The organism is Streptomyces sp. DvalAA-14 (assembly GCF_900091855.1).
Taxonomy (GTDB): Bacteria; Actinomycetota; Actinomycetes; order Streptomycetales; family Streptomycetaceae; genus Actinacidiphila.
Genome location: NZ_FMCH01000274.1, coordinates 1 through 16,569 on the forward strand (window position 1 = coordinate 1; position 16,569 = coordinate 16,569).

15 protein-coding genes and 2 pseudogenes are annotated in these 16,569 nt (G+C 72.9%); 3 read left to right on the top strand and 14 right to left on the bottom strand.

All coding sequences use genetic code 11. The annotated features are described in order from the left end of the window. The 8 genes and pseudogenes from GA0115240_RS14145 to GA0115240_RS14180 form a co-directional block, all read right to left on the bottom strand. Window positions 1-261: ATP-binding protein (locus GA0115240_RS14145; protein WP_141708835.1), on the bottom strand; the 261-nt coding region annotated here is incomplete at its 3' end. Then, window positions 262-498 (bottom strand): LysR family transcriptional regulator, encoded by a 237-nt coding sequence (locus GA0115240_RS39220; RefSeq protein WP_202451355.1) that lies wholly within the window; start codon window positions 496-498, stop codon window positions 262-264. Between the two features lie 126 nt (window positions 499-624). Beyond that, on the bottom strand, window positions 625-2,523 hold the full coding sequence (locus GA0115240_RS14155) for a glycosyl hydrolase family 79 C-terminal domain-containing protein (RefSeq protein ID WP_093737033.1): 1,899 nt from the start codon (window positions 2,521-2,523) through the stop codon (window positions 625-627). Between the two features lie 261 nt (window positions 2,524-2,784). Then, window positions 2,785-4,082 (bottom strand): annotated as a pseudogene (locus GA0115240_RS14160) (enolase C-terminal domain-like protein). Beyond that, complete coding sequence (locus GA0115240_RS14165; protein ID WP_093737034.1) at window positions 4,079-5,023, bottom strand: 5-dehydro-4-deoxyglucarate dehydratase; 945 nt, start codon at window positions 5,021-5,023, stop codon at window positions 4,079-4,081. The pseudogene GA0115240_RS14160 and the gene GA0115240_RS14165 overlap by 4 nt, the downstream one beginning before the upstream one ends. 49 nt (window positions 5,024-5,072) lie before the next feature. After that, on the bottom strand, window positions 5,073-5,948 hold the full coding sequence (locus GA0115240_RS14170) for a carbohydrate ABC transporter permease (protein WP_093737035.1): 876 nt from the start codon (window positions 5,946-5,948) through the stop codon (window positions 5,073-5,075). Between the two features lie 2 nt (window positions 5,949-5,950). Further along, a complete protein-coding gene (locus GA0115240_RS14175) occupies window positions 5,951-6,907 on the bottom strand; it encodes a carbohydrate ABC transporter permease (RefSeq protein WP_093737036.1) in 957 nt (318 codons plus the stop codon). 58 nt (window positions 6,908-6,965) lie between these two features. After that, the gene (locus GA0115240_RS14180; protein ID WP_093737037.1) at window positions 6,966-8,339 is read right to left on the bottom strand and encodes an ABC transporter substrate-binding protein; all 1,374 of its coding nucleotides are present in this window, start codon (window positions 8,337-8,339) and stop codon (window positions 6,966-6,968) included. A 302-nt stretch (window positions 8,340-8,641) separates the two neighbouring features. On the opposite strand from GA0115240_RS14180, the gene GA0115240_RS14185 reads away from it, so the two are divergent. Together GA0115240_RS14185 and GA0115240_RS14190 are read left to right on the top strand one after the other, a co-directional pair. Further along, window positions 8,642-9,553: a sugar phosphate isomerase/epimerase family protein gene (locus tag GA0115240_RS14185; protein ID WP_176725073.1), complete on the top strand. Its 912-nt coding sequence runs from the start codon at window positions 8,642-8,644 to the stop codon at window positions 9,551-9,553. 118 nt (window positions 9,554-9,671) lie between these two features. Continuing rightward, window positions 9,672-10,526 (top strand): RNA polymerase sigma factor, encoded by an 855-nt coding sequence (locus GA0115240_RS14190; RefSeq protein ID WP_237554864.1) that lies wholly within the window; start codon window positions 9,672-9,674, stop codon window positions 10,524-10,526. A gap of 80 nt (window positions 10,527-10,606) precedes the next feature. Here GA0115240_RS14190 and GA0115240_RS14195 read toward each other — a convergent pair whose 3' ends face one another. From GA0115240_RS14195 to GA0115240_RS14215, 5 genes are all read right to left on the bottom strand, one after another. After that, entirely contained in the window at window positions 10,607-11,566 is a 960-nt protein-coding gene (locus tag GA0115240_RS14195) for an SDR family NAD(P)-dependent oxidoreductase (RefSeq protein WP_256069803.1), read from the bottom strand. 134 nt (window positions 11,567-11,700) lie between these two features. Continuing rightward, window positions 11,701-12,597, bottom strand: a complete 897-nt coding sequence (locus tag GA0115240_RS14200) for an RNA polymerase sigma-70 factor (RefSeq protein WP_093737039.1) — start codon at window positions 12,595-12,597, stop codon at window positions 11,701-11,703. A 91-nt stretch (window positions 12,598-12,688) separates the two neighbouring features. Beyond that, window positions 12,689-13,162: a carboxymuconolactone decarboxylase family protein gene (locus tag GA0115240_RS14205; RefSeq protein WP_093737040.1), complete on the bottom strand. Its 474-nt coding sequence runs from the start codon at window positions 13,160-13,162 to the stop codon at window positions 12,689-12,691. Window positions 13,163-13,548: 386 nt separating this feature from the next. Continuing rightward, entirely contained in the window at window positions 13,549-14,340 is a 792-nt protein-coding gene (locus tag GA0115240_RS14210) for a maleylpyruvate isomerase family mycothiol-dependent enzyme (RefSeq protein WP_093737041.1), read from the bottom strand. A gap of 103 nt (window positions 14,341-14,443) precedes the next feature. Then, complete coding sequence (locus GA0115240_RS14215) at window positions 14,444-15,001, bottom strand: hypothetical protein (RefSeq protein WP_093737042.1); 558 nt, start codon at window positions 14,999-15,001, stop codon at window positions 14,444-14,446. Window positions 15,002-15,238: 237 nt separating this feature from the next. Between GA0115240_RS14215 and GA0115240_RS14220 the strand changes: the two genes are divergently transcribed. Next, window positions 15,239-16,123 carry a hypothetical protein gene (locus GA0115240_RS14220; RefSeq protein WP_093737043.1) on the top strand — a complete coding sequence of 295 codons (885 nt, stop codon included), beginning with the start codon at window positions 15,239-15,241 and terminating at the stop codon, window positions 16,121-16,123. Between the two features lie 39 nt (window positions 16,124-16,162). Here GA0115240_RS14220 and GA0115240_RS36880 read toward each other — a convergent pair. After that, window positions 16,163-16,569 (bottom strand): annotated as a pseudogene (locus tag GA0115240_RS36880) (hypothetical protein); the annotation flags it as partial.

Consider the following 16,569-nt stretch of genomic DNA (forward strand, 5'->3'; position numbering starts at 1 on the left):
CCCGTCGTCATCCCGGCCGAGGTCGCCGAGCTCGCCGAGCAGCCCCTGCCAGATCCGCATCCCCTGGTCGAGATCCGTGCCGGTGGCGCGCAGCACCGGCAGGCCGCGCTCGCGGGCGAGCTCCGCGGCGGCGTCGATCAGCGCGGTCTTGCCGGCGCCGGCCGGCCCGGTGGCGATCAGATGCCCGCCGGCCCCGGCGGCGGCCCGCTCCACCAGCCCTTCGACAGCGGCCAGGTGGGTGCGGCGCCCGATCAGTTTCACCTACGCAGCGTAACCTTTTCGCCCTCGCGCCGTCCGGAGCGGCCGGCGGCCGACGTCCCGGCCGTCCGGCTTGTCGGCTGTCGCGACAGCGGTTGTCACCATTGATCGCTGCTCGGGAGGCAGGGCCGGTCGCCGGGCGGACCGGACGGCGGACCGGACGGCGGAGCGCACGATGGGCAGCCGCCGGGCGGCGACCGAGAAACCACCTTCCTCGGCCACCGCGATCACGACCTCCATCTGACGCACCTCCACTGGGCACCCCTCGCCGGCCTGCCGGGGGACAGGCGGCGATCCGCGGGCCCGCGGATCGCCGCATCCGGCGGTCCCGGTGGCGCCGGGCGGCGCCGGGCGGTGGACGCCTCCTCAGCGTTCGGCCCACTGCTCACTGGCGCTGCCGTTGCAGGTGTAGATGTCGGCGAGGGCGCCATTGGCGGTCGAAGCGCCGGTGACGCTGAGGCACTTGCCGGACTGGGTCCCGACCACGGTGCCGTTCGGCGTCACCGTCCACTGCTGGTTGGCCGCGCCGGTGCATGCGCCGATGTCCACCCCCGCGTAGTTCGCGGTCGAACTCCCGGTGACCTCAAGGCATTTGCCGGACAGCCTGCCGACCAGCGTGCTGTTGGCGCCCGGCGTCCAGTTCTGGCTTCCGCTGCCGTCGCAGGTGTAGATGTCGGCGGTGGCGCCGCCGGCCGTCGAACCGCCGGTGACGCTCAGGCATTTGCCCGAGGGGCCGCCGACGAAGGTGGTCGAGGCGGTGGGACCGCCGCCGCCGAAGGTGAGGATCGCGGCGCTGCCGGCCGGGACGGCGACGGTCACCGTGGCGCCGTTGACGGCGACCGGCGTGGCGGCCGGCGCCGGGAGGCTGCCGTCGGACTGCACGGACTGCCCGCCCAGGGTGATGCCGCCGGTCGCGGTCAGGCCGCCGGCGGTGAGGTCGACGCGCCGGCCCGAGGTAAAGGAGGAGCCGAGGTCGAGTTGGACGGTGGTGGCCGCGTTGGCCGCGGGGTCCTGCACGTTGTCCAGGACGACGGTCATCGTCCCGTCCGGGTGCCGGACCGCGTAGGCGCGAAGCGTGGCGTAGGCCGGGTTGTCGAGGCCCAGGAAGTTCCCGGTCCCGACCTGGTGGACGGCGGCCAGACCGTAGTACTCGGGCTGGGCCGCGAGCCGGCCGGCGGCCGCGTCGGCGGCGGTCGGCGCGCACAGCGGCGTGTAGTACATGAAGAGCGGCTTCGGGGCGTCGCACTGGATGACCGTGCCGTGCATGTAGTCCCCGGCCACCCCGCCCCGGGCCAGGTCGAGTTGTTCGTCGATCTCCCAGAGCGCGGCGGCGAAGACGTCACTGACGCCCTGCTGGCCCTCGCACACCACCGAGTTGCCCTCGTCCATGACGGCCGGCAGGCCCAGTCTGGCCGCCTGGGCGGCCGCGCTCTGCGCGACACCGGTCTCGGCGTCGCGCACCCCCGTACCGAGCAGGTCGGCGATCGTGGGGCTGCCGCCGCAGGTGCTGGAGGTCAGCGGGTAGACGTGGCTGGTCAGTTCGGAGACCGAAGGGTGGGCGAGCGCGGCCTGGTTGGCGATGAAGGCGTTCTGGAAGGCGCCGCCGGGGGAGCCGGCCGCGTCGGTGCCCACGATCGCCACCGAGGGCGCGGCCTTCTTGATGGCGTTCACGTTGGCCGTGAAGTCGGTGAGGAACTGGCCGGTGTTGTTGGCGTACTGGGGGTAGAGGTCGGGCTCGTTGCCGATCTCGACGGCCTGCAGTGACGCGCCGAGTGCGGAGACCGCGTGCGCCGCCTCGTCGGCGGCCCGGGCGGGATCGTCGTGCTTGAGGTTGACCCCGAGGATCACCTTCCAGCCGCTGGCCTTTGCCAGCGTGCCCAGCGCGGTGAGGCCGGCGGGAGTGATCGTGGCCGTCGACCAGGACGGGGGCGCCTCACCGGTGGAGGTCCAGAAGGTCTGGTCCACGGTGTTCCCGCCGATCCGCAGGACCGAGGTGCCCAGGGTCTTGAGGTAGGCGGCGAGATTGCCCGAAGTGAAGCTGCTCAGGGCGAGGTCCGACGCCTCGAAGGACAGGCCGGCCGATCCCGCGGTCAGGGAGGTGCCGGTTGTCGTGGGCGCGATGGTGATCACCGGCACGGCCGCCGCGCCGGGCTGCGCGGCGGCGCCCGCGGCCGTGGTCGCGCCGAGGACGAGCGCGGTGGCGAGCAGGCCGGCCGCCAGCCGGGAACGGTCGGTAGTCCGGACACGCGGGAGCAAGGGGTGCACAACGGGCCTTCCATCGGTGGGGGGTGACGATGCGGGGCCGAGCCGGTCGCGGCGGGCGGCGGGCCGGAACCCGCCGCCGCGCGTTGGATACATACGTGAACGATGATCCCGTGACTGAATGGCGAAACCATAGGCGCAGGCCTCCGCGCCGTCAACGGCCCCCGCACACCGCCCTCCCCGGTCAGCCCGAGCCCGAGCAGGGGCTGGGGCACGGGCAGGAGCCGGAACAGCACCGTCCGCCCGCGACGCGACCGGCGCCGCTCACCACCGCGGGCGGCGCCGCTCGTAGCCCGGCTGAATGCTGCGCAGGTATCCGGTGTCGTCCCGGTCCCGCAGCCCGCAGGCGAGGTACTGCTCGTGCAGCCGGGCCAGCCGGTCCCGGTCGAGCACCACCCCGAGCCCGGGGCCGCGCGGGACCGCGACGGATCCGCCGCGGAAGGCGAGTACCCCCGGCTCGATCACGTCCTCCTCCTCGTCCTTCCAGGGCCAGTGGGTGTCGCAGGCGTACGTCAGGTGGGGCGTGGCCGCCGCGAGATGGGCATGGCGGCCAGGCTCACCCCCAGATGGGAGTTGGAGTGCATCGACAGCCCCAGCCCGAACGTCCCGCAGATGCCGGACAGCAGCTTCGAGCGGTGCAGGCCGCCCCAGTAGTGGTGGTCGGAGAGCACCACCTGCACCGCGCCGCGGGCCACCGACGGGGCCAGGTGCTCGAAGGCCACCACGCACATGTTGGTCGCCAGCGGCATCGGCGCCTGCGCGGCGACCGCCGCCATCCCGTCCAGACCCGGCGTCGGGTCCTCCAAGTACTCGACGACGCCGTCGAGTTCGCGCGCCACCTTGATGGAGGTCGGCACCGTCCAGGCGGCGTTGGGGTCCACCCGCACCGGCCGGCCGGGAAATGCCGCGTGCAGGGCCCGGACAGTCTCGATCTCCTGCTCGGGCGGCAGCACACCGGCCTTGAGCTTGATCGCGGTGAAGCCGTAGCGGTCGAGCATCCGCCGCGCCTGCGCGACGATCCCCGCGGTGTCCAGCGCCTCGCCCCACGGGTCGGGCTCGGCTCCCGGGTGCCCGGCCCACTTGTGGAACAGATACGCGCTGAACGGCACCGCGTCCCGCACCGCGCCGCCGAGCAGATCGGAGACGGGACAGCCGGCCGCCTTTCCCTGGATGTCCAGGCAGGCCACCTCGAACGGGGCGAAGACCCGGTCCACGGTGCTCTCCGCCGTGCTCCCGCCCTCCGGTCCGAAGGCGGCCGCGCCCTCGCCCCCCAGCAGGTCGGCGGTCCGGCGGTGCATGGCGTTCAGCGCGCGGACGTCCAAGCCGACCAGCGATCGCCCCACGGCGTGCAGGCGGGCCAGATGGCCGGTGGTGGCGTAGGTCTCGCCGACACCGTGGAGGCCCTCGTCGGTGGCGATCTCCACGATCGCCCGCAGCGCGTACGGCTGGTGGACACCGGTCGAGTTCAGCAGCGGCGGATCGCGGAAGGCGACCGGCGTCACGCTCACCTCGGTGATGCGGATGCTCCGCGCGCGGGCGGACACCGCGGTTGCCGCGCTCATCGGCCGACCGCCCCGGCGCTCAGGGCCAGACCGGCCCGGGTGATGCCGCGCAGTTCCTCCAGATGCTCCGCGGTGGGATCGAGCAGCGGCGGCCGGACGCCGCCGACGTCGAGGCCGCGTTGCCGGACCGCCGCCTTGACCAGCGAGACCGCGTATCCGGGCACGAGGTCGCGCAGGGCGATCAGCGGGCGGAAGAAGACGGCCAGCAGCCGTTCGACCAATGCGTCGTCGCCCCCGGTCACCGCCTTGTAGTAGGCCAGGGAGATCTCCGGGGCGAAGCAGAAGACCGCCGAGGAGTAGAGCTCGACGCCGATGCCGCGGTAGGCGGGCACGCTGGCCTCGGCGGTGGGCAGCCCGTTGAAGAACCGGAACGGCTCGTCGCCGGCCGCCGCCGGGCCGCCGGCCGTTTCGGCCCGCACCGCCCGGACCATGTCCGCCATCAGGCCGAGGTCGCCGACCCCGTCCTTGAGGCCCACCACCCCCGGTATCGAGGCCAACTGCGCCGCGGACCGCGGGTCGTAGCGGGCGGTGTGCCGGTGGTAGACGATCAGCGGCAGGTCGCACGACTCGGCGACCGCCCGGGTGTAGGCGACCAGCCCGGCCGGGGGCGCCTGCACCAGATACGGCGGCATCAGCAGCAGGCCGTCCGCCCCGGCCGCCCGCGCCGCGCCCGCGAAGCGCCGGGCCAGCGGCAGGGCGCCGCCGGCTCCCGCGTAGACCGGGACCCGGCCGGCCGTCACCTCCACGGCGGTGCGCACCACGCGCTCGTACTCGGCCGGTTCCAGCGCGTGGAACTCGCCCGTGCCGCAGGCGGCGAACACCGCGCCGGCGCCCGCGTCCAGGCCGGCTCCCACGTGTTCGGCCAGCACGGCCGGATCGACCTCTCCGGCGGGCGTGAAGGGCGTCACCGGGAAGAACAGCACGCCGTCGAATGTCGGCACCTTGCGACCTCCGTGAAGTGGGGGATCAGCGGTCGGGGACCAGCGGCCGTCAGCCCTTGAGCGAGCCGGCCGGCATCCCCCGCTCGAAGAGCCGCTGCAGCCCGAGGTAGACCAGCACGCTCGGGATCATCAGCATCAAGGACGCCGCCATCCGGACGCCCTGGCTCTGTTCCTGGCTGGAGGACAGGCTCGTGACGACCAGCGTCATCGTGTACATGTGCGGGGTCTGGGCGACCAGCAGCGGCAGCAGGTACTGGTCCCAGATCATCAGGAAGCCGAAGACCGCGCAGGTGCCCAGCGCCGGGCGGCACAGCGGAAGGATGATCTGGAAGAAGATCCGCAGGTCCTTCGCGCCGTCCACCCGGGCGGCCTCCTCCAGCTCCAGCGGGATCGTCTTCATGAAGCCGGTCAGCACGTAGATGGGCAGCGCCCAGCCGACGACCGGCAGGATCAGGCCGGAATAGGAGTTGAGCAGATCGCCGCCGCCCAGCGGGTCGGGGACCTTGCCGAGGACGAGGTAGAGCGGGATGGCGATGACCTCTTCGGGCATCATCATCGTGGCCAGGACGGCCAGCAGCACCAGAGCCTGGCCGCGGAACTTCTTGCGGGCCAGCGCGTAGGCGGCCAGCGCGCTGACGGTGACCTGCAGGAAGAGGCCGACGCCGGTGACGACGACGGAGTTGAGCAGACCCCGGCCGACGCCGAACCGGAAGGCGGCTCTGATGTTGGCCAGGGTGAAGTGCGCCGGAAACAGCGACATCTGACCGGTCTTCAGGGGCGTGCCGCTGAGGACGGTGGCCAGCATCGTCCACAGCGGCATCACGAAGACGAAGAGCACCAGGGCGTACAGCACGACGCGCACGGCGGTCCTGGTCACCGCGCGCCGCGGCATCCGCAGGCCCAGCGCGGTGGTGGGGGCGCTCATCCTCATGCCTCCTTCCGCCTGCGCCACCACAGGGTGAGGCAGGTCAGCAGGACGGTCGCCAGGAACAGCACGGTGGACACGGCCGAGGCCAGGCCCAGTTGGCTGTTCTGGATGCCCTGCTTGTAGGTGTAGGTGACGACGGTCTCGGTGGAGGCGGCCGGGCCGCCGCCGGTCAGCACATAGATCTCGGTGAAGACCCGCAGGCCGCGGATGACGCCGAGGGTGAGCACGATCGTGGTGACCGGGCGCAGCGACGGCAAGGTGACGTGCCGCAGCCGGTGCCAGGCGCCGGCGCCGTCGATCGCCGCGGCCTCGTACAACTGCTTGTCGATACCGGCCAGTCCGGCGACGAAGATCACCATGTCGTAGGGGGCGCTCTTCCAGACCTGGATCAGCATCACCGAGGCGAGCGAGGAGTGCGGTGAGGACAGGAACGGCTCGGGGCCCAGGCCGAGATGGCCGAGCAGGGTGTTCAACGTGCCGTAGGCGCCCGGGTAGAGGATGGTGTTCCACAGTTCCGCGACCGCGACCATCGCGGTGACCACCGGCAGGAAGGCCGCGGTGCGCAGGATGCGCAGGTGCCGGGCCGGACCCTCCAGCAGCAGCGCCAGGCCGAAGCCGATCACCGCCGACGCCGCCACCGTGGCGAGCGCGTCGACGACGGTGTGCTCGACGGCGGAGCGCAGCAGCGGGTCGTGCAGCGCGGTGCTGAAATTGGCCCAGCCGACCCACTTGTTGCCCAGGTAGGGGCGCACCTGGAAGAAGCTCAGGTACATCCCCCAGACCGTCGGCCAGAACTTGAAGACGCCGAACAGGACGAGGACGGGCGCCAGATAGAGCCACGGGGTCGCGGCCCGGGGCCACTTCGGCGTCCGGGGTGGTCGGGTGCGGGGGCCCGCCGTGCGCCGGGGGCCGTCGTCGCGGACGGCTCCCGGCCGGTCCTTGGTCACAGCTGCCATGTCGTCTTCCCGGTCTCTTCGCTCTCGTCGGTCGCGCTCGCCGGCCGGTCCGGCCGCCCTACTTCTTCAGCAGCGACTGGAACTGGGAGTTCAGCGAGTCCAGCGACTTGGCGGCGTCACCGCAGCCGGACAGCAGCTTGTTGAGGTTCTCCGAGGCGTCGTTGCGGTACGTCTGCCAGTCGGGGGCGCTCACCGGCTCGTACGTGGAGCTGTCGGCGTAGACCTGCTGGGCGGTCTGCCAGCGCGGGTCGTTGCCGTGGACCGCGGCCGGGTCGACGGTGGTGTTGATCGGCAGCCGGACGATGGTCGCGGTCGGCACGCCCGTCATGCCGGTCTTCTGCGCCTGCGCTGAGACCATGTACGAGGCCAGCGAGTCGAAGTCGGCGGCGTGGTGGGAGCCGGCCATGGCGTAGACGGTGGTGCCCTCGGCCAGGCTGCCGACACCCTTGGGCCCGGCGGGCGGGACCACCACCGCGTACTTGCCCTTGACGGCGGTGGCGTCCATCGTCGCGTAGGCGTAGGGGCCGGTGAAGTACAGGCCGGCCACACCGGTCTGGAAGGCCGTGTTGGTGTCGGTCGTCAGGTTGTTGAGCGCGCCGGGCTGCACGACCTTGTCGGTGCAGTACAGCTTCTTCAGGAACTCCGCGGCCTGCACCGCCTGCGGCGAGGAGATGGTGGAGGTGAAGCCGCCGCCGGTGGTGGGCCGCAGGAAGTCGCCGCCTGCCTGGTAGAGGAAGTTGGACCAGTACCAGGAGAGGTAGCCGCGCTGGGTGGAGCCGGGGAGGTCGAGGCCGTAGGTGTCCTTCTTGCCGTCGCCGTCGGGGTCCTGGGTGGTGAACGCCTCGGCGACCTTCTCCAGATCGGCCCAGGTCTTCGGCGGCTGCATACCGACCTTCTTCAGCCAGTCGCTGCGCACCAGCAGGACGGAGGCCTGCGCGGAGAACGGCACCCCGTAGGTGGCGCCCTTGTCGTCGGCCACCGACTTCCAGGCGGTGTCGCTCACCTGGCTCGCGCCGCTGATCTTGGACTTGTCGACCTCGGTGATGATGCCCTGGCTCTTGAACGCGCCGAGCTGCGCCCCGTCGTCGATCACCACGTCGGGCAGCTTGTGGGCGGCCGCGGCGGCGTTCAGCTTGGTCTCGAAGTCGGTGTTGGTCATGAAGAGCTGGATCTTCACGCCGGACTGCTTGGTGTAGGCGTCGAAGACCATCTGGTACGCCTTCTGCGAGTCGCCCGCACCGCGCACCCACACCTTCAGCGGGCCCGAGGCCGAGCCGCCGCCGGAACCGCCGCCGCATCCGGTCAGGGCGGTGGAGGCAGTGGCCAGGGCGACGGCCAGGACGGCGAGCGGGAGCGCTCGTCCGCGTCCGGTGGCCCGGCCGGGCGTGCTCGGCCTGCTGGTCCTACGGGTCCTGCTGCGCAGCGCGCTCATGGTCGTACTCCGTTCACGCAAGGGTGCAGTGGGTCGGGCACGGGGCTCCGGAGTTCACGTATGAGAAGTTCATGTATAGAAATTCGATCCACATGGAGGAATAGCCGGGACCCTAGAACTGTCCTGTGACACCGGTCAAGGGTTCTGACACGGATCACCAACCTTCTTGACGTCGGCGGGCGGTGAACCTAACGTCACCTGACGTCATGGGAGTTCAGTATTCCGCCCTGTGTTCATATGGATGAACCTCGGGTCGACCGCGCGCCGGCTCCGGTCCTTCCGCCGACCGAGGGAGCACCACCGTGAGGACGCCGACCGGCTGGCCGCTGGCCTTCTCCACCCTGGGCTGCCCGGGCACACCTCTCGCCGACGTCCTCGCGCTCGCCCGGACCAGCGGCTGGACCGGCCTCGAACTGCGCGCGGCCGACGACGAACCCGTGCACGTAGGGCTGGACACAGCCCAACGCGGGCGGATCCGGGCGCAGTTGCGCCGGGCAGCGCAGGACGGCGTCACCGCGCTCGCACTCGCCTCCTACGTACGCATCGCCTCCGAACGGGTGGACGACGACGCCTGCGTGGCCGACGCCCTCCTGCACGCGCGGCTCGCCGCCGACCTGGGGGTGCCGTACCTGCGGGTCTTCCCCGGCGCCACCGACATCGACGACCGGCCGGACCAGCCGGGCAGCCGCGCCCGCGCCGACGCGCGGGCCGTGCGCCGCCTGGTCCGGATCGCCGCCCGCCTGCCCGACGGCGTGCACATCCTGCTGGAGACGCACGACTCGCACCCGCGCGGCGCCGACCTCGCGCGCATCCTGGCGGCCGCCGTCCGCGCCGCGCCGGACCCGGTCAGGATCGGCGCCATCTGGGACGTCCTGCACCCCTGGCGGTGCGGCGAGTCCGTCGCCGCCACCGCCCGCCTGCTCGCTCCCTACCTCGTCCACGCACAGGTCAAGGACGTCGCCTCGCCCACCGAGCGGACCCCCCTGCCGCTCGGCGCGGGCACCGTCCCGCTGACCGCCTTCTACCGGGAACTCGACCGCCTCGGCTACGAGGGATGGCTCAGCCTGGAGTGGGAGGCCAGGTGGCACCCCGAGGCAGCGCCGCTCGCCGAGGCGCTGGCCGCCTCGGTCCGGCCCACGAGGCCCACCCGGCCCACCACGCCCACCCGGCAGATCCGCCCGACCGGGCCCGCCGGGCCCGCCGGGCCGCGCTGACCCGCCGTCCGGCCGCGCCGGGAAAAAAACCCCCGACCGGTCCGGCCGCCGTGTCGATCCCCCGCCGTCCCGTTCGACCTTGTGGCGCCCAAGGCCCGCGTGGCCCTGACCCTGCGCGGTGGGCGGCCTGGCGAGCGAGGAGATCGCCCGGGCGTTCCTCGTGCCCGTGCCGACGGTCCAGCCACGGATCACCCGGGCGAAGAAGACGGTCGCCGCGGCGGAAGTGCCGTTCGGGCTGCCGCCGCCCGAGGAACGGCGCGCGCGGCTCGGCGGCGTGCTGAGCGTGCTCTACGTGATCTTCACCGAGGGCTCGACCGCGACGGCCGGCGACCACCTGCTGCGCGCCGAACTTGCCTACGAGGTCGTCCGCCTGGCCCGGACGCTGGCCGCCCTGCTGCCCGACGAGCCGGACGTGCACGGGCTGCTGGCCCTGTTCGAGCTCACCGCCGCGCGTTTCCCGGCCCGGACCGGCCCCGACGGGGAGGCGGTGCTGCTGGCGGACCAGGACCGGCGCCGCTGGGACCGCTCGGCGATCCGCCGGGGTCCGGCCGCTTTGGGCCGGGCCAGCTCGGTCGGACGCGGCCTGGGCCCCTACGGTCTGCAGGCGGCGATCGCCGCCTGCCACGCGGCTGCCCCCTCGGTGGCGGAGACGGACCGGGAGCGTGTCGTCCTGCTCTACGAGGTGCTCGGCCGGGTGGCCCCCTCACCCGCCGTGGAGCTCAACCGGGCCGTCGCCGTCGCGATGGCCGGTGCGCCCCGGCAAGCACTGTCCCTGGTGGACCAAGTGGCGGCCGCCGGCCGCCTGTCCGGCTCGTACCTGCTCCCGAGCGTGCGCGGCGAACTGCTCATCCGCCTCGACCGGACCGCCGAGGCCCGGTCCGAACGGGAAGAGGCCGCCCGGCTGTGCCGCAACACCCGCGAGCGGTCGGTGCTGCTGCGCAAGGCGACCGCCCTGCCGGGCCCGGGCGCATGACGGCTCGGGGGCCGGCCACCCCCCGCGTGCGGCGATCGGGTGCTCTCGCCGTCGCGCGCCGCCGCGGGCGCCGCTGGGCTTCAGCGCAGCGCCGCGGAGGCGTAGTCCCACAGGCGGTCTGCCGTCGCGGGGTCGAGGGCGTGGGTGGCCGCACCGCCGGAGTCGTCGCGGGTGTCCTCGACGGGCGGTGCTTCCTGGTTGTCCTCGAAGTAACGTCCCGTCACACCCTCCACCAGCGGTGAGGCGGCGAGCAGCACGGAGGTCGCCGCGCCCTGGTCGGGCTCCTTGTAGTAGGGCTGCGGGATGATGTTGCCCTCCACGTCGATGGCGCCCATCGCGCGCATGGTGGCGTCGTCGACGTGGCGCTGGAGGTTGGTGCTGATCCACCCCGGGTTCAGCGCGTTGGCCGTGATCCCGTCCCCGGCCCAGCGCCGGGCGCCCACGGCGAGCAGCACATCGGCGGTCTTGGACTGGCCGTAAGCCGTCCAGCGGTCGTACGGGCGCCGCTCGAACTGGGGGTCCTCGAAGTCGAACGGCGCGGTGCGGTGCGCGCCGGAACTGACGATCACGACGCGGGCCGAGCCGGCCGCGCGCAGCTGGGCGTGCAAGGCGGTGGCCAGGGCGAAATGGCCCAGATAGTTGGTCGCCAGGTGCAGTTCCCAGCCCTCGGCGGTCAGCCGGCGATCGGGCACGGCCATGATGCCCGCATTGGCCACGAGGATGTCGACCGGCCCCTGCCAGCCGCGCGCGAAGGCGCCGACCGAGCCCAGATCCGCCAGATCCAGCGCCGCGGCCCGCACGGATCCGCTCCCGGGCCCGCCGTCGAGTTCCCGGGCGACCTGCTGGCCGGAGACCGGATTGCGCGCGGCGATCGTCACCTCCGCCCCGGCGGCGGCCAGGGCCCGGACGGTCTCCACGCCGATACCGGAGGCGCCGCCGGTGACGATGGCCCGCCGCCCGGTGAGATCGACGCCCTCGATGACCTCGCCGGTCGTGGCGTGCGAGGGGAACGGTGTGGTCAGGCGTTGGTGGTCGTACACGGCAAAGCCTTTCTCGGGGGAGAACTCGCGGTACTCCTTTGAGCATAGGAAAACCGTGGCGGACGATCCATGACGGAAGATCCACGGGAGTTGTTCCATCGTCCAGCGCGACATTTCCGGCGGGCGGGCCGCTCTCAGCTGCCGACGGATTCCATGTAGGAGGAAAGTTTGTCCGGAGCCATAATCCAGAGGATTCGGTCGATCCCTTGTTCCGACACTTCCGCGGACAGCAGAGCCACCGCATTCCCCTGCGCGGAGACGAGAACGGCGGGCCCGCCGTTCGCCTCGACCCAGCGAAGGTCCGATCCGGCCCAGAAACGGGGCGCGAAGGCGGCGAGGTAGCGGGAGACGCGCGCCCGGCCGGCGACCGGGATCCTGGAGGCGCCGCGCGTTCCGCCGCCGTCGGAATAGCTGACGACGTCCTCGGCGAGGACCTTCTCCAAGGCCGCGAGATCGCCCCTCCGCGCGGCGTCCAGGAAGACCTCCATCAGGCGCCGGCGAGCCGCGGCACCGACCGGCTCCCGGTGCTCGGCGGCCAGGTGCCGGCGGGCCCGGCTCACCAGCTGCCGGCTGTTGGCCTCGCTGGTCTGGAGGATCTCGGCGATCCGCTGGTACGGGTAGTCGAACGCCTCCCGCAGGACGTAGGCGGACCGCTCGACCGGATTCAGCTTCTCCAGCAGGAAGAGGACCGCCAACTCCAGGGCCTCCGCCCGCTCCGCGCCCAGCTGCGGATCCGGCCCGGTGTCGACCGGCTCCGGCAGCCAGGGGCCGATGTACGACTCGCGCCGCACCCGGGCGGACTGGGCGGAATTGATCGCCAGCCGCGTGGTGACGGTGGTGAGGAAGGCCGCCGGCTCGGCGATCCTGGCGCGGTCGGTGTTCTGCCACCGCAGCCATGCTTCCTGCACAATGTCCTCGGCCTCCGCGGCACTGCCGAGTACCCGGTACGCAATTCCGAAAAGCCTCCCGCGTGCCGCGATGAATTCCCGCGCCGCCCGGTCGAGGGAGGCCGCGTCGTCACCGGCGGGCATGGTTTCCCCTTTCGACATCCGGTTCACCATGCTACAAGCCCCGGGCGGCGGCGGATACCCGTGGTCATACCTGCCGCCGACCGGTTTCCGTTCAGCCGAACTGGCCCGGAACGTAGCTTCCGGCGGGCTGCTGGTTGATGACGTTTATGCGGTTGTATGCATTGATGATGGCGATCAGGGAGATCAGCGCGACGAGCTGGTCCTCGTCGTAGTGCCGGGCGGCGTTCGCCCAGGCCTCCTCCGTGACGCCGCCGGCGGCGTCGGCGATGCGGGTGCCCTGCTCCGCCAGTTCCAGGGCCGCGCGCTCGGCGTCGGTGAAGACGGTGGCCTCCCGCCAGACCGCGACCAGGTTGAGGCGGATCGCGGTCTCCCCGGCCTGCGCGGCGTCCTTGGTGTGCATGTCGGTGCAGAAGCCGCAGCCGTTGATCTGACTCGCGCGGATCTTCACCAGTTCCTGCGTCGCGGCCGGCAGCGACGAGTCCTCCGCCGCCCTGCCTGCCGAGTTGATGTGCTTGAGCACCTTGCCTGCCGAGGCGTTGCCGAAGTAGTTCAGACGCGATTCCATCGTGACCTCCTAGCGGTGAAGCGGGTACACACCACTGACCGGCCAGGCGGCGATGTGTGACAGCGCAAGGGGTGTGAGCTGCGTCTCGCCGCCGGGCCGCCCGCCCCCGCCGCGGTCGTCGCGGTCGTCGCGGTCCTGGCCCGGGATCCTCAGCGGACGATCGACAGGATCTGGAGAACACGCTCGGCCAGGCGGCGCTGTCCGCGCAGACCGGCCCGGCCTAGGCCGTGTCTGACAAATAGCGCCGTCCGCCCGCAGGGCGGGGCCCCGCGGCGTCTGGTGCGTGCGATCGCAAGGCGGAGGGGTGTCCTCGTAGTGGGCTACTCGGACGACCCCGACAACGCAGCGAGCGCGCGTGCCAGGCGTCGCGGGGCAGGCGGGATTTGTCAGACACGGCCTAGGGCGGCGGCGGGGGTGATGCCGCGCGTGCACAGCCGCCACGCGGTCTCCGGATCCAGACGCACCGAGGCGGCCGGCCGGCCGTGCGGTGCCTCGGCCAGTGACCAGCGGGGCTCGGTCGCGGTCACGGTCCACGTACCGCCGGCCGGATCGTCGATGGCCACCAGGATCTGCGTTCCCACGGCTGCGGACGTGTCGCGCAGGGTGTGGGGCAGGGCCCGCAGAAAAGTGTCGAGCACCAAGGACAGCGCCCGCGGCTCCGGGTCGGTGGCGCGGCCCGCGGCGTGCCGGATCTGCTGCCGGTGCGTCCAGTACTCGGTGAACTCCCGGGCGGTGTCCAGCCATTGGGGCGCCGGGTCGGCGCCCGCCCAGGACACCGCCGGACCGGTGGCTCGCAGGTCGCCGGTTGCGAACTGCCCGGTCACCCGGCTCCCGGCCGCCTCCAGGGCGTCGATGACGGCGGCGGGGCCGAGACCGGCGTGGAGGTCGATCCACTCCTGGTTGACGCGATGGATGAAGGCCTCCAGGGTCTCGCCGGCCGCGACGGCGGGCCGGTAGCCGCCCTCGTGCCAGCCCAGACGGCCCTGGAAGTCGCCGAGGAGGGGGGTGGCCAGATCCCGAACCGTCCAGCCCGGAACCGCCGTCGCGTTCCAGTCGGCGGGCCGCAGCGCGCGCAGCAGACCGAGCAGGGACGACAGTTCGGCCGCGAACAGCGGACGGGCGTCGATCGGCCTGCCGAGCCAGGCGAAGTCGCGTTCCTCGGTGAGCCGGGTCCTCATCACCGGATCCTGGCAGCCCCCGGCCCGGTCCGCCAGCGCATTGTGCCTCCGGCCCGGGCGGCGCGGCAGGCCCGCCGCGAGCCGGACGGACCCGGCCTCCGGCTCAGGCCGGCCGGGCGGCCGGTGGGCGCCGGCCCCAGGCGGAGATCATGGGGGCGGTCGCCAGGTCGAGGCGGCCGGTGGCGACGTTCGCCAGGTGCTGGTCGATGTCGTCGTCGGTGGCGAGGCCGGCGGCCACCAGGCGGCCACGGATCTGCCGGACGGTGGCGGCCTCCAGGACGGTGCAGGCCGGCGAGGCGATGGGGAAGTAGGCATCCGCGCGGACGTCGTCCAGGCCGGCTTCGCGCAGCAGCCGGGGCAGGGTGCGCCCGTAGGCGAGATCCGCGCCGCGCGCGGCCATCAGGGCGCGGAAACCGGACCGCAGGCGGTTGGCGAGCCGCTGTGCGGGGCCGCCCGGGGCGACGCGGGCGGCCAGGCCAAGCGGGACGGTGGGGCCGCCGGCGCCGATCTCCCAGCACCGCATGCCCGCGCCGATCCCGAGCCGGTCGACGTGCCGGAAGGTCACCGGATCGAACAGTTCGGCCAGCGCGCCGAAGCGGATGCCGGCCTCGGACTGCTGGTTGTCGAGCAGGTATCCCGCGTCCGCGTCGTGATCAGCCATGGGCCGAGTATCGCCGGTCGCCCGCGTGCGTCGCGGTCGGGTCCGGCGGGCGGGGGCGGTCGCGGCGGCGCCCCCTGTGCACCGGCGCCGCCCGCTGTGCACCGGCGACCCCCGCTGTGCTTCCCGTCGGCCAGAGTTCACCCGCCGCTGGTGGGGCGGTCCGCCGCCGCGCTGCTGCAATGGGTGCCGCCAAAGGCCAACTGGGCTTGTCACCGGTCGACATGGAGGTTCGGGCTGATGAAGATCCGGCGCGTGGGAAGCGTGGTGACCGCCGCGGCCGCACTGGCGCTGCTGCCGCAGACCGCATTCGCCACGACGTGGAACCGCCTTCCGGGCTACTCCACCTGGACGGGGGCCACCGCGCTGGAGCGCGGCCAGGGCATCGCCACCGACGGCACGTACTTCTACTACTCGGGCACGTACAGCCTGGACAAGGCCACGGTCAGCGGCAATCACGAGACCGCCGCCAACGCGCTGGCCATCCCGGCCGCGCTGAGCGGCGGCTACGGATCGGACCACATCGGCGACATCGACGTGTACGGCGGCTATGTCGTCGCGCCGATCGAGGACGGCGACAGCTACCAGAACCCGATCCTCGCGCTCTACTCGACGGCCGACCTGAGCTGGACCGGCCGCTACGTGCGGCTTCCGCTGGCGCTGCTGCCCGGCGGGGTGCCGTGGGTCGCGGTGGACCCGGCGGCCGGCCTGGTCTGGACCGCGGCCTGGAACCAGGACGCCGCCCAGGGCACCGACGAACTCGTCGGCTACCGGCTCGGCGACCTGCTGTCCCTGCCGGCCGGCGCGGCGCTGCCGGTCGCCGCCACGGTACGGCTGTCCAGCCCGCTCAGCCGGATCCAGGGCGCGGCGATGCTCAACGGCACCCTGTACGCCTCGGTCGACGGCGACGGCGACGGCGACGGCGACAAGGCGGTCTACGCCATCGACCCCGCCACGGGCGCGGTGAGCCGGGCCTTCTCGCAGGACGTCCAGCCGGACGACGAGGTGGAGGGCATCGCGGCCCTCGACCTCGGCCCGGCGGGCGGCCAACTGCACATCCTCAACGTCGGCTCCGGCTGGAAGTCGATCTTCCTCTACCTCCAGCACTACCAGCCGGCCGGCTGACACTTCCCGCCCCGCCCTCCGCCCCCCGGGGCGGACCGGTCAGACGGATTCCGTCGGGCCCGGGTCCTGATGCGGGGGAGAGCCGATGAGCAGACCGCTGTGCGGCGACCGCCGCTTGGCGGCCCGGGCAGCCGGCGGCGAGGGCTCCGGCGGGCCGGCCGGATAGAGCAGGTCGTGGCTGCGCCGGGCCCGCGAGTCGGCCTCGGCCCGGCTCACCAGGAGCAGTGACGACCCGCCGTCGGCGCCGAGCACGGTCAGCAGGCAGAGATCCGGACGGCGCCGTGCGCCCGCCGGCAGCCCGGCCGGTTCGTCCCCGGCGTCGCCGGCGACCACCAGGAAGGCGCCGCCCCGGTGGTCCACCGCGGTGCTGTCGACACCGCCGGCCGCGAGGGCCTCGCGCGCCGGGCCGCGCTGCCGGCCGGAGGGGAAACTCCACACGGCGGCCG

What these genes read in the sequence shown, in the direction of transcription:
- GA0115240_RS39220 (WP_202451355.1), bottom strand. Translation starts at nt 498, where the DNA reads ATGGAGGTCGTGATCGCGGTGGCCGAGGAAGGTGGTTTCTCGGTCGCC.
- GA0115240_RS14170 (WP_093737035.1), bottom strand. Translation starts at nt 5,948, where the DNA reads ATGAGCGCCCCCACCACCGCGCTGGGCCTGCGGATGCCGCGGCGCGCG.
- GA0115240_RS14175 (WP_093737036.1), bottom strand. Translation starts at nt 6,907, where the DNA reads ATGGCAGCTGTGACCAAGGACCGGCCGGGAGCCGTCCGCGACGACGGC.
- GA0115240_RS14180 (WP_093737037.1), bottom strand. Translation starts at nt 8,339, where the DNA reads ATGAGCGCGCTGCGCAGCAGGACCCGTAGGACCAGCAGGCCGAGCACG.
- GA0115240_RS14200 (WP_093737039.1), bottom strand. Translation starts at nt 12,597, where the DNA reads ATGCCCGCCGGTGACGACGCGGCCTCCCTCGACCGGGCGGCGCGGGAA.
- GA0115240_RS14205 (WP_093737040.1), bottom strand. Translation starts at nt 13,162, where the DNA reads ATGGAATCGCGTCTGAACTACTTCGGCAACGCCTCGGCAGGCAAGGTG.
- GA0115240_RS14210 (WP_093737041.1), bottom strand. Translation starts at nt 14,340, where the DNA reads ATGAGGACCCGGCTCACCGAGGAACGCGACTTCGCCTGGCTCGGCAGG.
- GA0115240_RS14215 (WP_093737042.1), bottom strand. Translation starts at nt 15,001, where the DNA reads ATGGCTGATCACGACGCGGACGCGGGATACCTGCTCGACAACCAGCAG.
- GA0115240_RS14220 (WP_093737043.1), top strand. Translation starts at nt 15,239, where the DNA reads ATGAAGATCCGGCGCGTGGGAAGCGTGGTGACCGCCGCGGCCGCACTG.